The sequence below is a fragment of the Bradyrhizobium sp. Cp5.3 genome, from assembly GCF_000426265.1.
GTDB classification, from domain to species: Bacteria; Pseudomonadota; Alphaproteobacteria; order Rhizobiales; family Xanthobacteraceae; genus Bradyrhizobium; species Bradyrhizobium neotropicale.
In genome coordinates this window covers 14,763-31,386 of record NZ_AUFA01000036.1, presented here as the reverse complement: position 1 = coordinate 31,386, position 16,624 = coordinate 14,763, and the positions used below count along the sequence as shown (strand labels likewise).

Sequence of the window (16,624 nt, the reverse complement as noted above, 5' to 3'; positions counted from 1 at the left end):
AGGGCGCAACTACGAAGCCGGTGCCTGCGGACATGTCTTTTGGACTTTTGCAGGCGGTGACTCAAAAAAAGACGTTTGGGGATACGTCGAGTATCAATATTATTGCAGCGGGACCTTGCGCTCGGGCCCGCATCTATGCGGTCGAGCAATCTGCATTGTGTCCACTGAGACAGTGAGCATGGTGTCTTACGTCCGGGAACAAATGGACTGCCGCTGCGATACGGGCAGTCTGAGGCCGAGTACTACGTTGCAAAGGCCTTGGCCGCCGGCATGATACCAGACGCGGTGTTCGAGACGATCACGCGGGATTTCGACCGGCACTCGATTTTCCGGAAGGAGCAATTCACCGTGGCTGCGGGGCATTGTATCATCTGACAAGTGATGACGCCGTGATGACGCGACTGCGCGGGCTCTTTGACAAGATCCGGGATTACCCGTGCCGCCGCTGAAATCACCCCGAGCGCGCATTGCTGCGCCTGACACTCAAGCACTTGTGCTGTCTATCTATCCGCAGATGCGGCACCCATCTGCTTGCGCGCGTGCGGCTTCCGCCGCATCGGGCTCTCGTGAAACCGAGCCGCTTCGCGTCTCGTAGGGTAGGCGCGGGAAACCTCGAAGAGGATATCCCTACGCCTCCCCCCAAACCGTGCGGGCACTTTTCAATGCACACGGCTTTCCGTACGCGCATGCTCTCGACCGGAGACGGCTACACGGCATGACGGACACAGGACGATGGTCTTGCGCCGCCAACCGGACCGTTTCCAAACCGTCAGCGAGCCACTTCGCAGGTCTCCTACGCGGCGGAGGTGATGCATCTCAAATGGTCCTGTCGTATCGCCGCACGCTTCGCATCTGCGAGCACTAAGTCGATCGATCAGATCATTTGGGCTTTTGACCCACCACGCACCTGCCGTGACGTTGTCGACAACAGGACTCGTCCAGTAGGTTTGGGTCAGATGCTTCAGTCTCCACAGCTTGATACTGCGAAGCTTGCCACGGACCACGGAGCTAACCTCGTAGTCCGTACCATTCCACAGACGTGCCATGGTTCTCGCTCTCGTCGTCCGATGACGCATCGCCAGCGTCTTCACAAGGCTGCGGAACACAGTAAGCTCCAACAGTCCCAAGGCGCCCTTGAAGTCATCGGCAAACGAATGGTAGTTCGCAAAACCACGGAATTCTGAGTTATAGGCGAGGACGGTTGCGACATCGCTGGTAACCAAGAACTGATCGCGAGGACGGCCAGTCTTTCTGGCGAGATCGTCATAGCCGTGTCGCTTGCAGAACGCAGTAACCTCCTTCCGCGGCACGCGCAGACTGACATTGCCGGTGGTCGGCCGGCGTACCACGCGCCATGTCCGTCCATCCGGTCCCGTGCGGTTGGATTTGCGTCCAGCCCCGTAGGATGTGTATGTCGAGATGCGATAGCTGAGGAAGGTCACTCCCTTTGAAGCGGCGTGGACTCCACTTTTCTCGGGCGACACGGTGAGCTTCAATGTCTGCATCAGGAATTGTTCGACGCAGGCCATGATCTCACACGCTTCCCGCTTGCTCCCGATTATGCCGATGAGGAAGTCATCGGCGTAGCGGCAGTAGCGGAGCCTTTTGAAGTTGGGGTCCATCGGATCGACGGAGGGCACTTTCCGTCTCTCCTTATTGATGGCTTTGATCTCCGCGAGTGCAGCGTCGACCTCGGCCCGATCCGCGCCGTTGGCGCGGAGCCGTTCAATTTTCCGGCGGAGACTGAGGACGCGCCGTTCCAGCGCGGCATAGCGCGGGAATGGACGTCGGTCGCGGCCTTTGTCGAAGCCCGCCTTCATCGTCTGCATGTGCTGGTCCAGCTCGTGCAGATAGATATTGGCGAGCAAGGGCGAGACAACGCCGCCCTGTGGCGTGCCACTGTAAGTGCGTCCGTAGACCCAATCTTCCATGTAGCCTGCTTTGAGCATTCCTTCGATCAGAGCGATGAACTTGTCGTCATCGATCCGCTTCTTTAGAAGCCCAAGCAGAATGTCATGGTCGATGTTGTCGAAGAACCCACGCACATCCACTTCGACCAGCCACTTGCAGCCCGTCCAGGTCTTCTTGATGGACTTGAGTGCGGTATGACAGGATCGTCTCGGGCGGAACCCATGCGACTCGTCGAGGAACACAGGTTCGTAGATCGCTTCGAGCAGAATCCTGACCGCCTCCTGAACGAGCCGGTCTTCCACCGTGGGGATACCCAGCGGTCGTGTTTTGCCGTTGTCCTTTGGGATATGGACCCGCCGGACTGGCCGGAAGCGATAAGTGCCGTCTGCCACGCGCCCGGCGATGTCAGCGAGCTTCGCCAGCGACATGCCGTCGAAGGTCTTGCCATCTACACCGGGCGTCAGGGCTCCCTTGTTGCGGGAGACCTTTTCGTAGGCCCACTCGAAGAGATGCGGAGATCTCATCAGGCGGTGAAGGCCATTTACGCGCTTACCCGACCGCGACAAAGTCGGCAGTGATTCAATTCTTCTCTGGATGGTAGCGGCCTGCATCAGCAGAACCTCTCCGTCGAAGAATCTCTTCTACGCATACTGCAAATGCCATTTTTAGCGGCATCGTCCTTCCCCCGATCGGAGGCGCTTTCGGTCCGGTCACCCGGCCTTATACGCATGATCGTCCACCTCGCGGCGGCTGTCCCGGCCATTACGCCGGGCATTTGGGTACTACGACGGCTCCGTCGCCATACAGGTCCTTGAAAGAGCCTGCTGCAGGCGATCCCGTAGTTGCGTGTGTAGGAAGTTGCGGTGTGTTTAGGTGTCCCATTCGTCTCCTTGACCCACGGATGGTGGTCGTCCCACGCAGACTGGTGGCGGATCGCACTGGCCGGTGCGATCTGCCCCGCGTGGCATAGCGTGTCAGCCGCGTTCGCTACGGCCAGCCCTTTGGCAACTGGAAACTGGGATTCAGGCAATACAGCTTTCACCATGCACACCTTACTTTGTGCTCTCCACCGGGCTGCGGCGCCCGATTTCGAGACGTTTCCCGGCATGCTTTGGTCCCGTTCTCCTTTCGGAATCTCAGTCGTTTCCGACACCGGTAAGCCGGGCAAGTACGAGCCATAACCAGCAGGCTCCATTCTTTCGAACACTCCCTTCTTCTCCACGCCTCAACGGCGCACGCCCTCGGGCTTCGATCCCTCGCGCAAAGACTGCGGAGCTCCTCGCCGGGGGCACTCGGGAAAGGGGCTCGCCTTCGGCGATCGCTATCACTGCCCCTGTCCCGGGTGCCACTGTTAACCGGTCTCGTTGCTGCACTCGGACCCGCGTGCCCCTTCGGGTCGCTATGCTCACGCTCTCCGGGTGCCATTTCAGTCGGCGATGCGCGTTCGCGCACGCTTGATCAGGGCCTGCGGCCTGGGCAGCGCAAGGCCAGGTCCCGTGAAGGAATGGGACGAGGCGGGTCACCTCGCGGATTTCACATTCTTTCACTTGTGCGCGTGAGGCGAGAACCAAACCGGGCACTTGTAAGTCAAACGCCGGGCGCGCTACGCTTGAGCTAGGTCGAGCACTCGTCGAGAGCAAGCAGATTGTCGGTCCAGACCCCATCTGCATGGGTCTGAATGAATTTGCGTCCCGAGGGGCTTTTTCGCACGGCAACCCAAGCGGTCGAATCACCTTGTTGCGTGTAGAACCTGTGCTGCTTGTTCTCGATAGAAAGGACAACGTTTTCCACCTTGTCCCGCCATCTTCCTCCTTCGGGCTTGGGCCCGCCGACATCCGTGATGTGCTCATGCCGGCTCATGCGGTTCGGCTTGTGAACACAATCAATGCGGTAGGTAGCCATAGTTTACTTTCCATTGAATTTTTCGGGGAGCGAGGATCCCGCTCGTCCGCGCGACAAAGCCCCATGCCGCTGCGGTCCGGCGCGAGCACAATCGCCGACCTTTGCGCGGGGCTCCTGCGAATGCGTCGAGCACGTCCGGGGAATCGCCATTCAGGTGACAGTCAGCAATATCGATACCGTGTGACGGTCCTTAGTCTTTCGTCATCGAAATTCTTTCCTGCCGCGGTCACGTCGACAATCTCGCAATGCAGATGTCTGCAACGGCCGGCGATCAACTCGGGCGAGAACAGCTAGTAGGAAAATCAATCAATCTCGCTCCCGCCCCAGAGGTGCATGCTGCATCTTGTCCCGAATGTCTTCGAAACTGCCTGCTCAGGGTAGAACCGCTAGCACGCACCTCATGCAGATTTCCGGCAAATTCGTCCCTCTTGCCGCGGCCAATCGCTATCAAATCGCGGTGGACAACATTGATCCGAAGCTAGCGATATGCCGGCCACCAATGCCGCTACACCGGCCAGGCATTCACTTGTGGTGGCTTAGCCGCAGCCGTCGAAATCATAGCTCCCTCGGCTATTGGCGTGGTGAAGCTGCGAAGACCAAAACTAGCAACCGAGCTCGAGCGATTGACGGACCGATAGCCGGCTCGATCCTTTGCGTTACTCGGGGAGAAACGAGGCAAATCATGGAAGTTGGCTTCCGGGGTCGGAACAACCATGGGTAAATAATTGGGTGGTTTGCTTTCCAGCCGGTGAAAAAAATGGCTCAATGCCGGATCCTTGCTGCTTGCGCCGTAGCGCTGATAACTCTGTTCCTCTCTTCGCCAGCAAGAGTGCAGCAGGCCCAACCGGAGCAAGGCGACGGGCAGAAGCCTGCGGTGTCGCAATCGACATCTGACGAGCCGCGATCCGATCCTTCGATTCAAAAGCCGGCGCAGCCAACGGGCGTCGGCGCCCCTGCGGGCCTTCAGACCCCGCCGAGCGATCCGCAGAAGCAGTGCGTGAAGCCCGGAGAGTTTGCCATCGAGCTTCGATCTGGTCGCAATCCGGTAGGCGCACCCATCGTGTTGGCCACGAACTTCTTGCCCACAAACCAGCGCGTTGATGTCGGCGTGCGCGCGCCGTTCGTCGATGGCGTGCGTTATTTCGCCGGTATCGACTACGGAGACGAAACCTATCTGTTCAAGAGGCAGGACGTCCTTACGCACCGCGCGACGGAATCGGACACGCTGGTGAAGAAGCATCTGCTCGAGCCCGACCAGACCATCGTCACATTGAACATGGGAGACGATCTGGCGTGGTTCTGGAGCAGGGTCGATCTCTATCTTTATACCTGCAACAGTCCGGTCGGACAGTCTCCTTGGCGAGTCTCGTCCATAAGCGTCCGCCTCAGTCCCTACTGGTTCAGCATCGGCGCGGTCCTTGTGGAGGTTCTGGTTCTCTACATCTGGATGGCGTTCGCGCTTCGTAAGAAGGATCACACGTTGGGATCCTTCCTGCGCGCGTTGAACCCCGCACAGGTCTCGGCGGGGTCGGATGGAAAGGGAAGCCTCTCGACCTTCCAGACGCTGGCCTTCTCCCTGGCGGTTGCTGCTCTGATCACGTTGCTGCTGCTTCAGACAGGGACGTTGGTCGATCTGTCGGGATCCATCCTGACGCTCCTGGGCATTAGCGGCGTCGGCGCGACTATAGCCAAGGGCACGGATAGCCAACGCAACACGCTGTCGGCGGAAAACCGGGCATGGCTCCTGCGACGCAATTGGCTTCCGATGGCCAAGACGATCGTCGACCCGTCAAACGCGACCTGGCGTGACTTCTTCTCCACCGATGGCGTCTTCGATGTATATCGCTATCAGAGTTTCATTTTCGAATTGGTCGTGATCGGAGGTTTGATCGCGGCGGGCGTGAATCAGCTTTCGACGTTCGTTGTTCCGGACACGATCCTGGGTATCGTTGGACTTAGCCAACTCGTCTACATCGGCGGCAAGCTGGTGACGCCGACCAACATTTCCGATCTCAATGCGGCTATTTCTGCTCTGCGTTCCGATGAGCAGAAACTCAAGGCTGCTGCGGTGGCCGCCAAGCAGGGGCAGGTCATGAGCCTGGCGGAGGCGATCCCGCTCGTTGGCCAAAGCACCTATGAGCTTACCGTCAGAAAGCGAGGGACGTCGCTGCCATCTTCACCGATGCGACCGGCGTCGTCGTCGCGGATGCATCGCTCGAACCCCTCGTCACCTGACCAAGGAAGACTTAAAATGGCTAAGAGCATCCTGGTGTTCGCGGATGGCACGGGCAACGAAGGAGGTCTCCTGCCGGACGAGAGCCGCACGAACGTCTACAAACTTTATCGGGCAACGCGCACCGGACCTGAATCGATCATCGACCCGAATAAGCAATTGGCGCTCTACATTCCCGGTATCGGGACGCCGATGCCTGGACATAACAACAGCTGGGACGGGGTGAAAGAGACGGTTCAGCAGATGTTCGGATTCGGCCTTACAAAGAAGATCATCGATTGCTATGTCGCAATCGTCGGCGTCTGGGAGCCCGAAGACCGCATCTACCTGTTCGGCTTCAGCCGCGGCGCCTACACCGCCAGGTGTCTTGCGCATGTGCTCGAGCTGTGCGGCATTCCGACCAGGGAGCGGAATGGCCAGCCGATCAGTTTCGATCCGAATTCCCTGAGGAAAGTCGCCAAGGACGCGGTGTCCTCAATCTATTGGCTCGGGATGCCGAGGGACGGCGCGGAGGCGGAAAAGAGAGCAGCCCAGTTTCGCGACGCCTACCGTTCACAGGTCGGGCGCCCGGCCGGGGCTTCGGCCTATTTCATCGGGATCTGGGACGCCGTCGCCGCGATCGGTTGGCAGCGCTTCTTCCCCGACTGGGCCTACGATCGGCATTTCCCGTCGGACATCCAATACGCGCGGCATCTGCAATCAATCGATGAAGGCCGAAAGGACTTCAAGCGAGTACCCTGGGGAGGAAGCGGCACCGTCAAGTGGCCGGACAGACAGGGTGAGCCGGAGCAGTTCGACCAGATCTGGTTCGCCGGCAATCATGCCGATGTCGGCGGAAGCTATCCCGAGAACGAATCGCGCCTGTCGGACATTACGCTGGCCTGGATGGTGGAATTCATCACCGAGAAGATTCCCGAGACAGGACGAGTCATCATCGACAGGAACTTGCTGAGATTATATCCGTCGGCCGACGGCATGATGCACGACGAATGTATGGTGGGAATGGGCGGGACTGCGCTGAGATGGGCGAGGGCGGTTCGGCAGGTGCCCGACACGGCGCAACTTCACCCAACCGTCTACGAGCGGCTGGCAATGAAGTCGGTACGCAATTTCACGAGCTTCGGACCTACCGACCTGCCGCGTTGTAAAATCACCTCAAAGCAAAGAAATACTTCTAGGCGCCAACCAGCGGAGGCGACGACGCGATCGGATCCGGCTCCCCGGATAAACTCAGCGCTCCGCCAGGTGGTGCTGTCTCCACCTGATTGGACTCGTACTGTTAATGCGTCCGATCAGAGGCACGTTCTTTCGATTGAGCAGGTTCGCTGGCCCTCGTAGCGGTCGGCGAGCTTAACGAGCGTGTCCGGATGAACGGATCGGGCGCCTGGGTAATTTCGTGCGCGCAGGGCCGATCCCCCTAGAATTCCTGTCCATGACATGCCATCGCATCGCGCCAAATATTCCATTCCAGTGTCCCGCGCAGGTCTGGTGGGCTTGGCGGGTTTCCGGGCGCAAGACGGCCTAAAGCTACGGCACAAGGGCGTATTGTGGGGATGTATGTCCGTTCAGAAGCTCGTGGTACGGGGCGGGCCGCGGTCCTCGTGAACCAAGTCGTCGAACACGCCTGGCCACTCGTTGAAGACGCTTGTTTGACCTGGTGGCTTCAAACGCTGCCGCACATCGGCTTTATAGGGCGGCTGGCTTCAAGGAATACGGATTTGAGCGGCGGGCCCTGAAGGCCGGAAGCAAATACTACGACGAACTGCTTATGATTCTCCCGCAGGACACGCATCGAAATCTGCACCCAGCGATTGATCGAACCAAGGTCCGCTCCTTGCTCATCACGGCCGTCGGCAGCTTGCCGAGGAATGTGTGCTTCTGAGGCGAAAGAAGAAGCGTATGCGCGGCTATCGATGAGCCGAAATACCCGGCTTATCGAATCTAGACAGCCCCCTTATCTGAAACAGTTCCGCTACTGGAGCAAAGCAGCGATGGTCTTGTTACCGGCTTCGGCTGAAAGAGTCGTCGGAACGGATACACTCCTGCCGTTTGAAGCACGTCGTCTCCCGCGAGAACACGCCGTTGCTACGGAAATCCCGATCGTTACGGTTCGCTGCTCAGAAAGAGCCTAGCACGCTACCAAGTGCGATCACGGCCAGTAGCGCCAGTAGCGAGGTGACGATGCCGACCATAAAGATGTCGAAATAGCTGTCGCGGTGCGACAGCCCGCAAATCGCGAGCAGGCTGACGACTGCGCCGTTATGCGGGAGGATGTCGAGCGTGCCGGAGCCAATCACAGCCACGCGATGCAAGAGCGAAAGGTCGGTGCCAGTCTGTGCGGCAATGTTTACATAGGTCTCGCCGAGCGCATCGAGTGCAATCGTCAACCCGCCGGAGGCCGAGCCGGTCAGCGCGGCCAGGATATTGGTCGCGAATGCCAGTGACACCAGTGGGCCGCCTTCGATGGTGAGCACCCAGTCGCGCACCGGCTCGAAAGCCGGCAGCGCGGCGATGACCCCGCCGAATCCGACCAAGCTCCCAACACTGAGCACCGGCAAGGCGGATGCATTGGCGCCGGCGTCCATGGTCTGCCGGAGTGATGGAAGTCGGCTCCGGTTGAGCGCGATGACGACGGCGATGGCCGCTGTCAACGCGATGCTGACCGACCAGACGCCCGCGACCGCGGCAAGGGAAGTACCACCGAAACGCTGTTCGGCCAGGTAAGAGACATCGAGCCGCGGTAGCACCAGAAGCGACATCATTAGATTGACGACCACCACGACAACAAGCGGAAGTGTGGCGCTCAGCATTGGGGTCGGTAAGTCACTACGGAGGCCATGCCGGATTTCTGCCGGGTCAAACTCGCGCGCCGTCGTCGCGTGCTCGCGAACCAGTTCGTCATCGGCCGCATGTTCGCAAGCGCCGTACATCTCGTCACCGAAACCTTCGCCGGCACGGCGCGCCTTGGCCGCCGCCCGTTCTAGCCACCACAGGCCGATGCCGAGCATTATGAGGGAGGCGACGATGCCGAGACCGGGTGCAGCGAACGGGGTCGTGCCGAAGAAAGGCATGGGGATCGCGTTCTGGATCGACGGCGTGCCGGGAAGCGCCGACATGGTGAAGGTCGACGTCCCCAGCACGATCGCCGCCGGGATCAATCTGCGTGGAATCGCGGCGGCTCTGAACAGCGATTGGGCCATGGGAGCGATGATGAAGAACGCGACGAACAGGCTCACGCCTCCGTAGGTGACCAGCGCACCTGCGAGCACCACTGCGAGGACTACACGTCGCTTCCCGAGCCGCTGCGCCACAAAGCCCGCCACGGCCGTGACCGCGCCGCTGTCGTCCATCAGTTTGCCGAAAACGGCACCCAACAGGAAAATCGGAAAGAACTGAGCCAGGAACCCGGCCGCGCTGACCATGAAGACCTGGGTGAGATTCGCAAGCAGCGGTTCACCGCCAAGTAGCGCCGCGACGAGGGCTGCGAAGGGGGCCAGCAGGAGGACGCTCCATCCCCGGAACGCGAACAGGACAAGCAGACCAAGCCCGATGAGAATGCCGACAAGGCCCACCGCTCAGCACTCTGCCAGAAGAACATCGAGATCGGCGGTCGAGCGCCGACCGAGATCGGCGCTGTGCGCGTCGAGGAACTCGGAAGTCGCCTGGCGGCCCTCCGTGCGGAGCATCGAGACGAATTCCCATTCCGCATTCAGCTTGGAGGAGGCGCCAAATCTCGCCAATATGTCGCTCCTGATTCGATGCGCGCGCATCTTGGCCCAGCGCGCGCCTTCGCCAGTGCCCGGATCGACCGCCCGGCGAAGCAGTGCGATCATGCGCAATTCCTTCATCAAGGGCGAGTTGAAGGAAATCTCGTTGACACGGTTGAGGATCTCTGCGGCCGTCCGCGGCTCTTCGGGTTTTTCGGTCGGGTTGATCTGCACCAGGATCATGTCGTGCGCGTCACTTTCGCGAATGAGCGGCGTGATCGTGGGATTGCCGGCGAAGCCGCCATCCCAATAGGGCTCGCCGTCGATTTCGACAGCCCGGAACATGGTCGGCAAACATGCCGAAGCTAAGAGCACGTCAGGCGTGATCTCTGCGTTGCGGAAGATGTGCCCACGCCCGGTTCTCACCCGGGTCGCGGTGATGAAAAGCTTGATCGGTGAGCGTGCCAGACGCTCGAAATCAATGCTTTCAGCCAACACCTTGCGCAGGGGATTGTAGCCTGTCGGATTAAGGTCGTAAGGTGACAGCAGCCGCGACACGAGGTCGGTAAAAATGTATGCGGGAGACGTGTCTAGCGTCCAGCGACCCAATAGTCGGTCGAACGGCGATCGCTGCAGTGGGCTGAAGGTCGCTGCGCGCGAGACACGGCGCCAGTACTCGTCGAGCGCCTGGCGAGCTCCCTCGGCGCCGCCTGCGGTCCATCCGTCGGCCAGGACCGCGGCATTGATCGCGCCGGCCGAGGTGCCGGAGATGGCAACGATCTCAAGCCATTTTTCTTCGAGGAGGCGATCGAGCACGCCCCAGGTGAACGCGCCATGCGAACCGCCGCCTTGAAGCGCAAGGTCGATTAGGAGTGGAGATCGGTCCATGGCGCTCGATCGTTGGATGGCTGAGACTTGGCGTATTGCCGAACTTGGATCCGAACTGGTGGTTTCCACGACGCCGACGGCCAGCCGGCCTGCGTCCGGACCACATCGCCGGTATCCGTGATGGTGAGGATTGCTGCCAGTTCGAGCGGAGCGTCGGCATGGCCCATGTTTCGCTCTTTGCTTACGAATCCTGGCCAGGGGTCGGATCACGCGCCGGCCTCCAGTTGCGGGACCTCCTGCTCATCCGTGCCGTCTCGTCGAGGCCTTTCCGCCTGCTGAAGTACATCAGTGCGATCAGTCCGGATCCGAACACGACCATCACGAGAGCGGCCAAACTCATGACGACGTTGCCGTACGGTGGCATCGCGGGGGTCGTGCGCCAAATCTGCAGGCAGTACCAAATCGAGGCGACGAGAAGGGCCGCCAGTATGACCATGAGAAACCATTGGGACCTGTTGCGCATAAGTGCTCCGTACTGAGCGAGGGCCGGATAGGCTCCGCGATAAGCCCTTCAATCGGCCGTCTCCGTGAACGGCCCTACCGCCAGCCGCAGATTCGACGGCCGCGATGCCACCAGCAAACCCAGCGGCGATGGCGGCGCGGCGGGGGCCGTCCCCAACCCGGGTGAGGCGGCGGGCCCCATTGGGCCAACGTCATTCGGTTGGTGGACTTTTCGGCGCCGGATGATTGTGTGGAAACCGGCATCGCCTCTGCGCTCTCGCTAAGATGAACACCGATTGCGCCGACCGCGACGGCGGCCAGGGCACCCTGTGCGAGGCCAAGAATAGCACGGCGATTAAGAACGCTCATTTTCTACACCTCTTCAATAGCGGTAAGAAATCGGCTGCGGGCGGTTTCGCCTATGCGGTTTGGTCATCCCACGAAATTCGATAGGATCGTTCAGGATGATGCCGCGCCTTGCGGTTGCTCCCCGGTGAGGGGTTGCGCCGCCTTGGCGAGGGCATCGCGCAAAATCTGTTCCTTCGTCTCATCCAGGGACGTCTTCAGCACGATGCCGCCGGCGTCCTTGATCTCCTTCAGAACCTTGTCCGCGGTCATGTTCTTGATCAGAACGAAGAGAGCGGCGTTTCCGGGTTCGAGCGTTGTAGATAATTCCTTCATGAAGGCATCGTCGATGCCAAAATCCGTCAAGGCACCTCCGAGCGCTCCTGACGCTGCCCCTAGCGCGACACCGATGATGGGATTCAGAAAGATGATCCCGATGAGTAGGCCCCAGAAGCTGCCGGTCGCCGCGCCTATGGCCGTTGTGTTCACCAACTGATTAAGCTTGATGTTACCTGAGTCCGTCTTTACCGCGATCACCGCGTCGCCAAGGCTGATCAGATACTCCTTCTGGAGTCTGAGAAGCCGCTGACGCACCTTCTCGGCCTTCGCCTCGGTCTGGTACACGATCGCAACAAGATCAGACATGAAACTCTCCTCGGCGTTGTCGGTGGAGCCGCCCGCGGGCCAGACAGCCGCTCAATAGTGGGAGTGCGAGTTTAAGCCGCGAGCCAGCGCATCCGAACAAACCCTAAGCTGCTGACGTGAATGAGCGAACCTGCCGTCTCGCATTTCTCGAGATCGCACCGCGGCCTTGGCGCGCCGAGCAAAAAAAGCGCGCGCCATCCATAAAGAGGGTGACCAGCCAACGTTCGTCCTTCCCGCAGGACCTTTACGAATGTCCGACAGCGACTTGTTCGGCCAGACCGTCGATGATGCTGTCAATTCCAGGAGCCGTCGGGGAGAGCACATGAAGATCACTTGCCGTGTTGCCGATGCCGGTCGTGGATCCGAGTGATCCTTGGAAAATCTTTGATGTGGGGGCGCGACGCCAGTTCAGCGGCGGAGGCCGAAGTGGCGAGTGCGATAAGAGCTACCGTGCCCAGCAGGACGTCTTTCATTTCATCTGGCCCGTTCGAGTCGATTTCTCTACGACTACGATTGCCATGTGTCCGCCTTTGCCATCAATTGCCAAGGTTGGTAGTTGCGCCTTAGATCGTGCGTACGGCTCCCTTGGCGTGATCTTCCGGAGGCGTTCGGAAAATGAAACAGCCTATTCCAGCGTTCTGCCGATGGAGCAGCGAGGATGTTTGGTAACGATCCGCCAGGCGGTGTCCGATGATTCAGACTCCGAAGGTCTAATCGTGGAGTCCCCATCGTCGGGGCGCATCACCACTCGGCGGGACTCGTACCGGGTCCGATCAGAGGCGCGCTCTTTTCTTCCAATTGATTAGGAAATCAGGACGTAAAGGAAGTCAGGCGGCGTAAGGTCGCGATTCCTGTCAGGAAGACGACCAGCGACTGCCGCCATTGTCTGTTCTTCTCGAGGGCAGGCAGATGCTTCAGCTCACCGTGACGAGAGCGCGTAACACGACGGCGCAAGAAAGCATTTCAGACGAACTTGCAACGTAGACATGCCCGCCTAAGCCGCTTGAATCCTGTCAAGGAAGCTGTCTAGTTCGTGCTTTAACCGGGAGCTTTCCTCAGACAGGAGTTCGGCTGACATCAGTACCTGCATCGAAGCCCCTCCGGTTTCCTTCGCACCGTTGGTCATTTCACCGGCGCTCGCCGCCACCTGGGTGGTCCTGGTCGCCGCTTCCCGCACGTTGAGCGCAATGCTTTTGCTCGTTGCCTCCTGCTCTCCGATGGCGTCGACCACAGTCATGGCAATTTCCGAGATGCCGCCGATGATGGTGCCGATTTCGGTAATTGTGCAGACCGACTCAGTCGTCGCCGCCTGAATGCCGCCAATGTGCTCACCGATCTCAACCGTGGCATGCGCGGTTTGCGTCGCGAGAGATTTCACCTCCTGGGCGACAACAGCGAAACCTTTGCCGAGATCGCCGGCGCGCGCGGCTTCGATTGCCGCGTTCAGTGCTAGCAAGTTGGTTTGCCGCGCGATGGCAGCGATCAACTGGACCACGCTGCCGATCCTCTCCGTCGCGGCTGCCAAACTGACCATGCGCCGGTCGCTGAGTTCGGCTTTGCGAACCGCTTCGCGCGCCATATTGGCCGCTTCTTCGACCTGCCGGCCGATGCTGGCGATAGTTGCCGCCATTTCGCCCGTCGCGGCCGCGACATGCTGAACGTTGGCGGATGCTTCATCCGAAGATGAGGCGACCTCGACCGAGAGTTGCCGGCTGTGATGAGCCGTGCGGGTGAGGCTGCGTGCAGAGGCCTCAAGTTTTGAGGAGGCGCAGGAGACGGTGTCGACGACCCTGCCCACGGCGGTCTCGAATTCGCCGGCGAGCCGAGCGATGTCGGCCTTACGCTGCTCGGCGGCGGTACGATCCTGTTCGGCCTTTGCATCGAGCTCCGCCTGCGCCTTCTCGCGGGCTTTCAGCTTAAACATTTCGACCGCTTCGGCCATCTCGCCAAGTTCGTCGTTTCGGCCAAGGCCGGGCAGAACCACGTCGAACCGGCCGTTGCCGAGTTGGCGCATAGCCGCCGTCATCGAAGCGACCGCTTTGGCGATGCGCCGGCCGAACAGTAAGGCAAGCAGGCCCGCGAGCATCGTTGCAAGCCCAATCGCCCAGATCAGTTTTCGTCGAATGTCTTCAGCTCGCATTTCTGAAGCTTGCGAGCGCGCGTCAGCGGCAGCTATGATCTCCGCGAGCCCCGGGCGGATGCGGTCGTAGATCTGTCCGAGATCGTCGACTTGGTCGGCCAGCGCCTCCTGCGTCACCATGAACGACACAAAGCTCGACTTGTATGCGCGGATCAGTTCGAGGATCTGGGATTTCACCTCCGCTGGCAGGCTGGCCTGAGCGAGCGCGCCTTCAAATTCTGCCTCCCGGTCTGCGAGTTGATCGCCGTATTTGTCGTCGCCCCGCATGATGAAGTCTTTCTCGTGCCGGCGCATCATCAGCATCAAGATCGTGAGGCGTGGCTGGTTCAGCTCTGCCAACCGTCGCTCGACGGTGTGCACGGCCTTGCGCAGCTTGCCCTGAAAACCATCATCCTCGTTGAAGCCGAGGTTGCGCTGCGCCGAGACCACGTTCTGAAAGCGCGTTGAATAGAGATTAACCGCCGGTCGCAGGAAGGTCGCCTGCTTCAGCGGGTCCTCGTCGGGTAAAGCCGTCACAAATGCTTCCACGCGACTTAAGCCTGCCAGCTGCCGCTCATAGCTCTCGGCATGCTTCTTGATCAATATCTCACTGGGTTTGCGCAGGAAGTCGCTCGCGATATTTCGCGACTCCAGGAAGCTTTGCGACAACGATGCGACGTGAGCTTTGAACTGGTTGCTGGCGTTCGCATCGCTCTGGACCAGGCTCGCGTACTTCAGGGCGGCGGCGCAGATTGCACCTGTGACAAGCACTCCGGAAAGGCCGAGCAGTGCCATTTGGCCACGCAATCCAATGCGGAAGTCTCGGCGAATCCTTGTTTGCCCGACAATTCTGGTCGCAATTGCGCTCATTGTACTCCTTGAAGAGTTTATGCTCCCGGCGCAGTGCTCCGACGGACGCTTATCCATACCGGGCTGAACGCGAGCTGCCTGCTTGGTTCGACCGATGACGGCCGGCTAATTAGTCCAGATTGATTTCGGAATCCTGAATTCGCCGTTCGAAGCGCATGACGTCTCTTTCAGCTCGTCGCAGGGGACGATGTTGAAATCCGTCGAAGAAAGCGACCCTGCGCTGGAATAAAGCGTCAACCTGCAGCTCGTTGCATAAATACCTACCGAGGGCTCGTTATAGTCAGTCCCAAGCGGTACTCGGAACATCAATATTTTTTTGTTGGAGCCGCTTTTGCAGCGTTACAACAGAGCGCAAGGTCACAGCGAGAACGCAGGATCGTTTGTACGACACGCTCTAATCTGAAGCCGAGACGCCATACTCGGCTGGAAAGCGCGAGTATTCGTTCGGTGCTCGCTGGAGCAACGTCGCCCAAATTTTTCATTGCCTCTCGCGAAGAGAGCGCATCCCAATTCTTCGTGCACGGCACTCGATCGAGAAATGAGTAAGTTCAACCAGGAACGCGTGCTGAGCGTCCATCACTGGACCGACACTCTCTTCAGTTTCACCACGACGCGGAGTGCGTCGTTCCGCTTCCGCAGCGGTCAATCCGCCATGATTGGGCTGAAGATAGATGAGGACCAGCTGCTGCGTGCCCACAGCCTCGCCAGCGGGCGTTACGAGGATCGGCTGGAATTTTTCTCGATCAAGATGCCGGACTGTGCCCTAACCTTACGTCTGCAGCAGCTGAAGGAAGGCGACGAGATCGTCGTCAGCCGCAAAGCGACCGGAACCCTGATCATCGACAACCTCGAGCAGGGACGTAATCTCTATCTCATCGGGACCGGCGCCGGGCTTGCCCCGTTCCTGAGCGTGATCAAGGATCCCGAAACCTATCTGCGATTCGAGAATGTCGTGCTGCTGCATGGCTGCCGCCGGGTCGCCGAGCTCGCCTATGGCGACATGATCACGGAGAAGCTGCCGAGGGACGAACTGCTCGGCGATTTCGTGCGCTACCAGCTGATCTACTATCCGACCGTGACGCGCGAGCCTTTCTTCAACCGCGGCCGGATCACCGATCTGATCGCGTCAGGCAGGCTGTTTTCGGACCTCGAGATGTCCGAACTCGATCCTCAGCACGACCGGCTCATGATCTGCGGCAGCCCTGCGCTGGTGCGCGATACCCGCGAGCTGTTGATGGCGAAGGGTTTTGTCGAAGGCAATGACGGCGCGCCCGGCGAATTCGTTGCCGAGAAGCCGCGCGCTTCAATGATGAGGCAGGCAGTCAAGCGTTTGCAGCCTTATTCCGCGACATCGTTCAGATGATCCCAGGCGAGCCTTGGGCGAATACGGTCGAGAAAATCAAACAATATGAGCTTGGTGATCTGCTCGCTGCGTAAGGAGTGATCGCTGGATTAGGGCGATCATCTTACGTGTGCAGCGGCGGCGCTGACCGCGCTCAACCAGGATCGTCTGGTGGATGTCCGCTCGAAGGGCCGCGCCTCCGTGCCAAGTCTGATGAGTTC

Annotated in this window: 9 protein-coding genes; 3 read left to right on the top strand and 6 right to left on the bottom strand. The window is 59.7% G+C overall.

Going from position 1 to position 16,624, the window contains the following annotated elements:
* Positions 1-659: 659 nt before the first annotated feature.
* Both K289_RS0132350 and K289_RS0132345 read right to left on the bottom strand, forming a co-directional pair.
* Positions 660-2,522, bottom strand: coding sequence for a reverse transcriptase domain-containing protein (locus K289_RS0132350; protein ID WP_027555257.1), 1,863 nt, complete (start codon positions 2,520-2,522; stop codon positions 660-662).
* A gap of 1,003 nt (positions 2,523-3,525) precedes the next feature.
* Complete coding sequence (locus K289_RS0132345) at positions 3,526-3,813, bottom strand: DUF3892 domain-containing protein (RefSeq protein ID WP_027555256.1); 288 nt, start codon at positions 3,811-3,813, stop codon at positions 3,526-3,528.
* Between the two features lie 757 nt (positions 3,814-4,570).
* Here K289_RS0132345 and K289_RS47950 point away from each other — a divergent pair.
* On the top strand, positions 4,571-7,384 hold the full coding sequence (locus K289_RS47950) for a DUF2235 domain-containing protein (RefSeq protein WP_084788807.1): 2,814 nt from the start codon (positions 4,571-4,573) through the stop codon (positions 7,382-7,384).
* Positions 7,385-7,691: 307 nt separating this feature from the next.
* Positions 7,692-7,928, top strand: coding sequence for a hypothetical protein (locus K289_RS0132335; RefSeq protein ID WP_027555255.1), 237 nt, complete (start codon positions 7,692-7,694; stop codon positions 7,926-7,928).
* A 235-nt stretch (positions 7,929-8,163) separates the two neighbouring features.
* On the opposite strand, the gene K289_RS0132330 is transcribed toward K289_RS0132335, so the two are convergent.
* From K289_RS0132330 to K289_RS0132305, 4 genes are all read right to left on the bottom strand, one after another.
* On the bottom strand, positions 8,164-9,618 hold the full coding sequence (locus tag K289_RS0132330) for a GntP family permease (protein ID WP_027555254.1): 1,455 nt from the start codon (positions 9,616-9,618) through the stop codon (positions 8,164-8,166).
* Positions 9,619-9,621: 3 nt separating this feature from the next.
* Positions 9,622-10,641 carry a patatin-like phospholipase family protein gene (locus tag K289_RS0132325; RefSeq protein WP_027555253.1) on the bottom strand — a complete coding sequence of 340 codons (1,020 nt, stop codon included), beginning with the start codon at positions 10,639-10,641 and terminating at the stop codon, positions 9,622-9,624.
* A gap of 900 nt (positions 10,642-11,541) precedes the next feature.
* The gene (locus tag K289_RS0132310; protein WP_027555251.1) at positions 11,542-12,072 is read right to left on the bottom strand and encodes a DUF1269 domain-containing protein; all 531 of its coding nucleotides are present in this window, start codon (positions 12,070-12,072) and stop codon (positions 11,542-11,544) included.
* Between the two features lie 994 nt (positions 12,073-13,066).
* Positions 13,067-14,986, bottom strand: coding sequence for a methyl-accepting chemotaxis protein (locus K289_RS0132305; protein WP_051311024.1), 1,920 nt, complete (start codon positions 14,984-14,986; stop codon positions 13,067-13,069).
* Positions 14,987-15,599: 613 nt separating this feature from the next.
* On the opposite strand from K289_RS0132305, the gene K289_RS45890 reads away from it, so the two are divergent.
* Positions 15,600-16,424 (top strand): ferredoxin--NADP reductase, encoded by an 825-nt coding sequence (locus K289_RS45890; RefSeq protein WP_051311021.1) that lies wholly within the window; start codon positions 15,600-15,602, stop codon positions 16,422-16,424.
* Positions 16,425-16,624: the final 200 nt, after the last annotated feature.

What these genes read in the sequence shown, in the direction of transcription:
- K289_RS0132350 (WP_027555257.1), bottom strand. Translation starts at nt 2,522, where the DNA reads ATGCAGGCCGCTACCATCCAGAGAAGAATTGAATCACTGCCGACTTTG.
- K289_RS0132345 (WP_027555256.1), bottom strand. Translation starts at nt 3,813, where the DNA reads ATGGCTACCTACCGCATTGATTGTGTTCACAAGCCGAACCGCATGAGC.
- K289_RS0132305 (WP_051311024.1), bottom strand. Translation starts at nt 14,986, where the DNA reads ATGGCACTGCTCGGCCTTTCCGGAGTGCTTGTCACAGGTGCAATCTGC.
- K289_RS0132325 (WP_027555253.1), bottom strand. Translation starts at nt 10,641, where the DNA reads ATGGACCGATCTCCACTCCTAATCGACCTTGCGCTTCAAGGCGGCGGT.
- K289_RS45890 (WP_051311021.1), top strand. Translation starts at nt 15,600, where the DNA reads ATGAGTAAGTTCAACCAGGAACGCGTGCTGAGCGTCCATCACTGGACC.
- K289_RS0132310 (WP_027555251.1), bottom strand. Translation starts at nt 12,072, where the DNA reads ATGTCTGATCTTGTTGCGATCGTGTACCAGACCGAGGCGAAGGCCGAG.
- K289_RS47950 (WP_084788807.1), top strand. Translation starts at nt 4,571, where the DNA reads ATGGCTCAATGCCGGATCCTTGCTGCTTGCGCCGTAGCGCTGATAACT.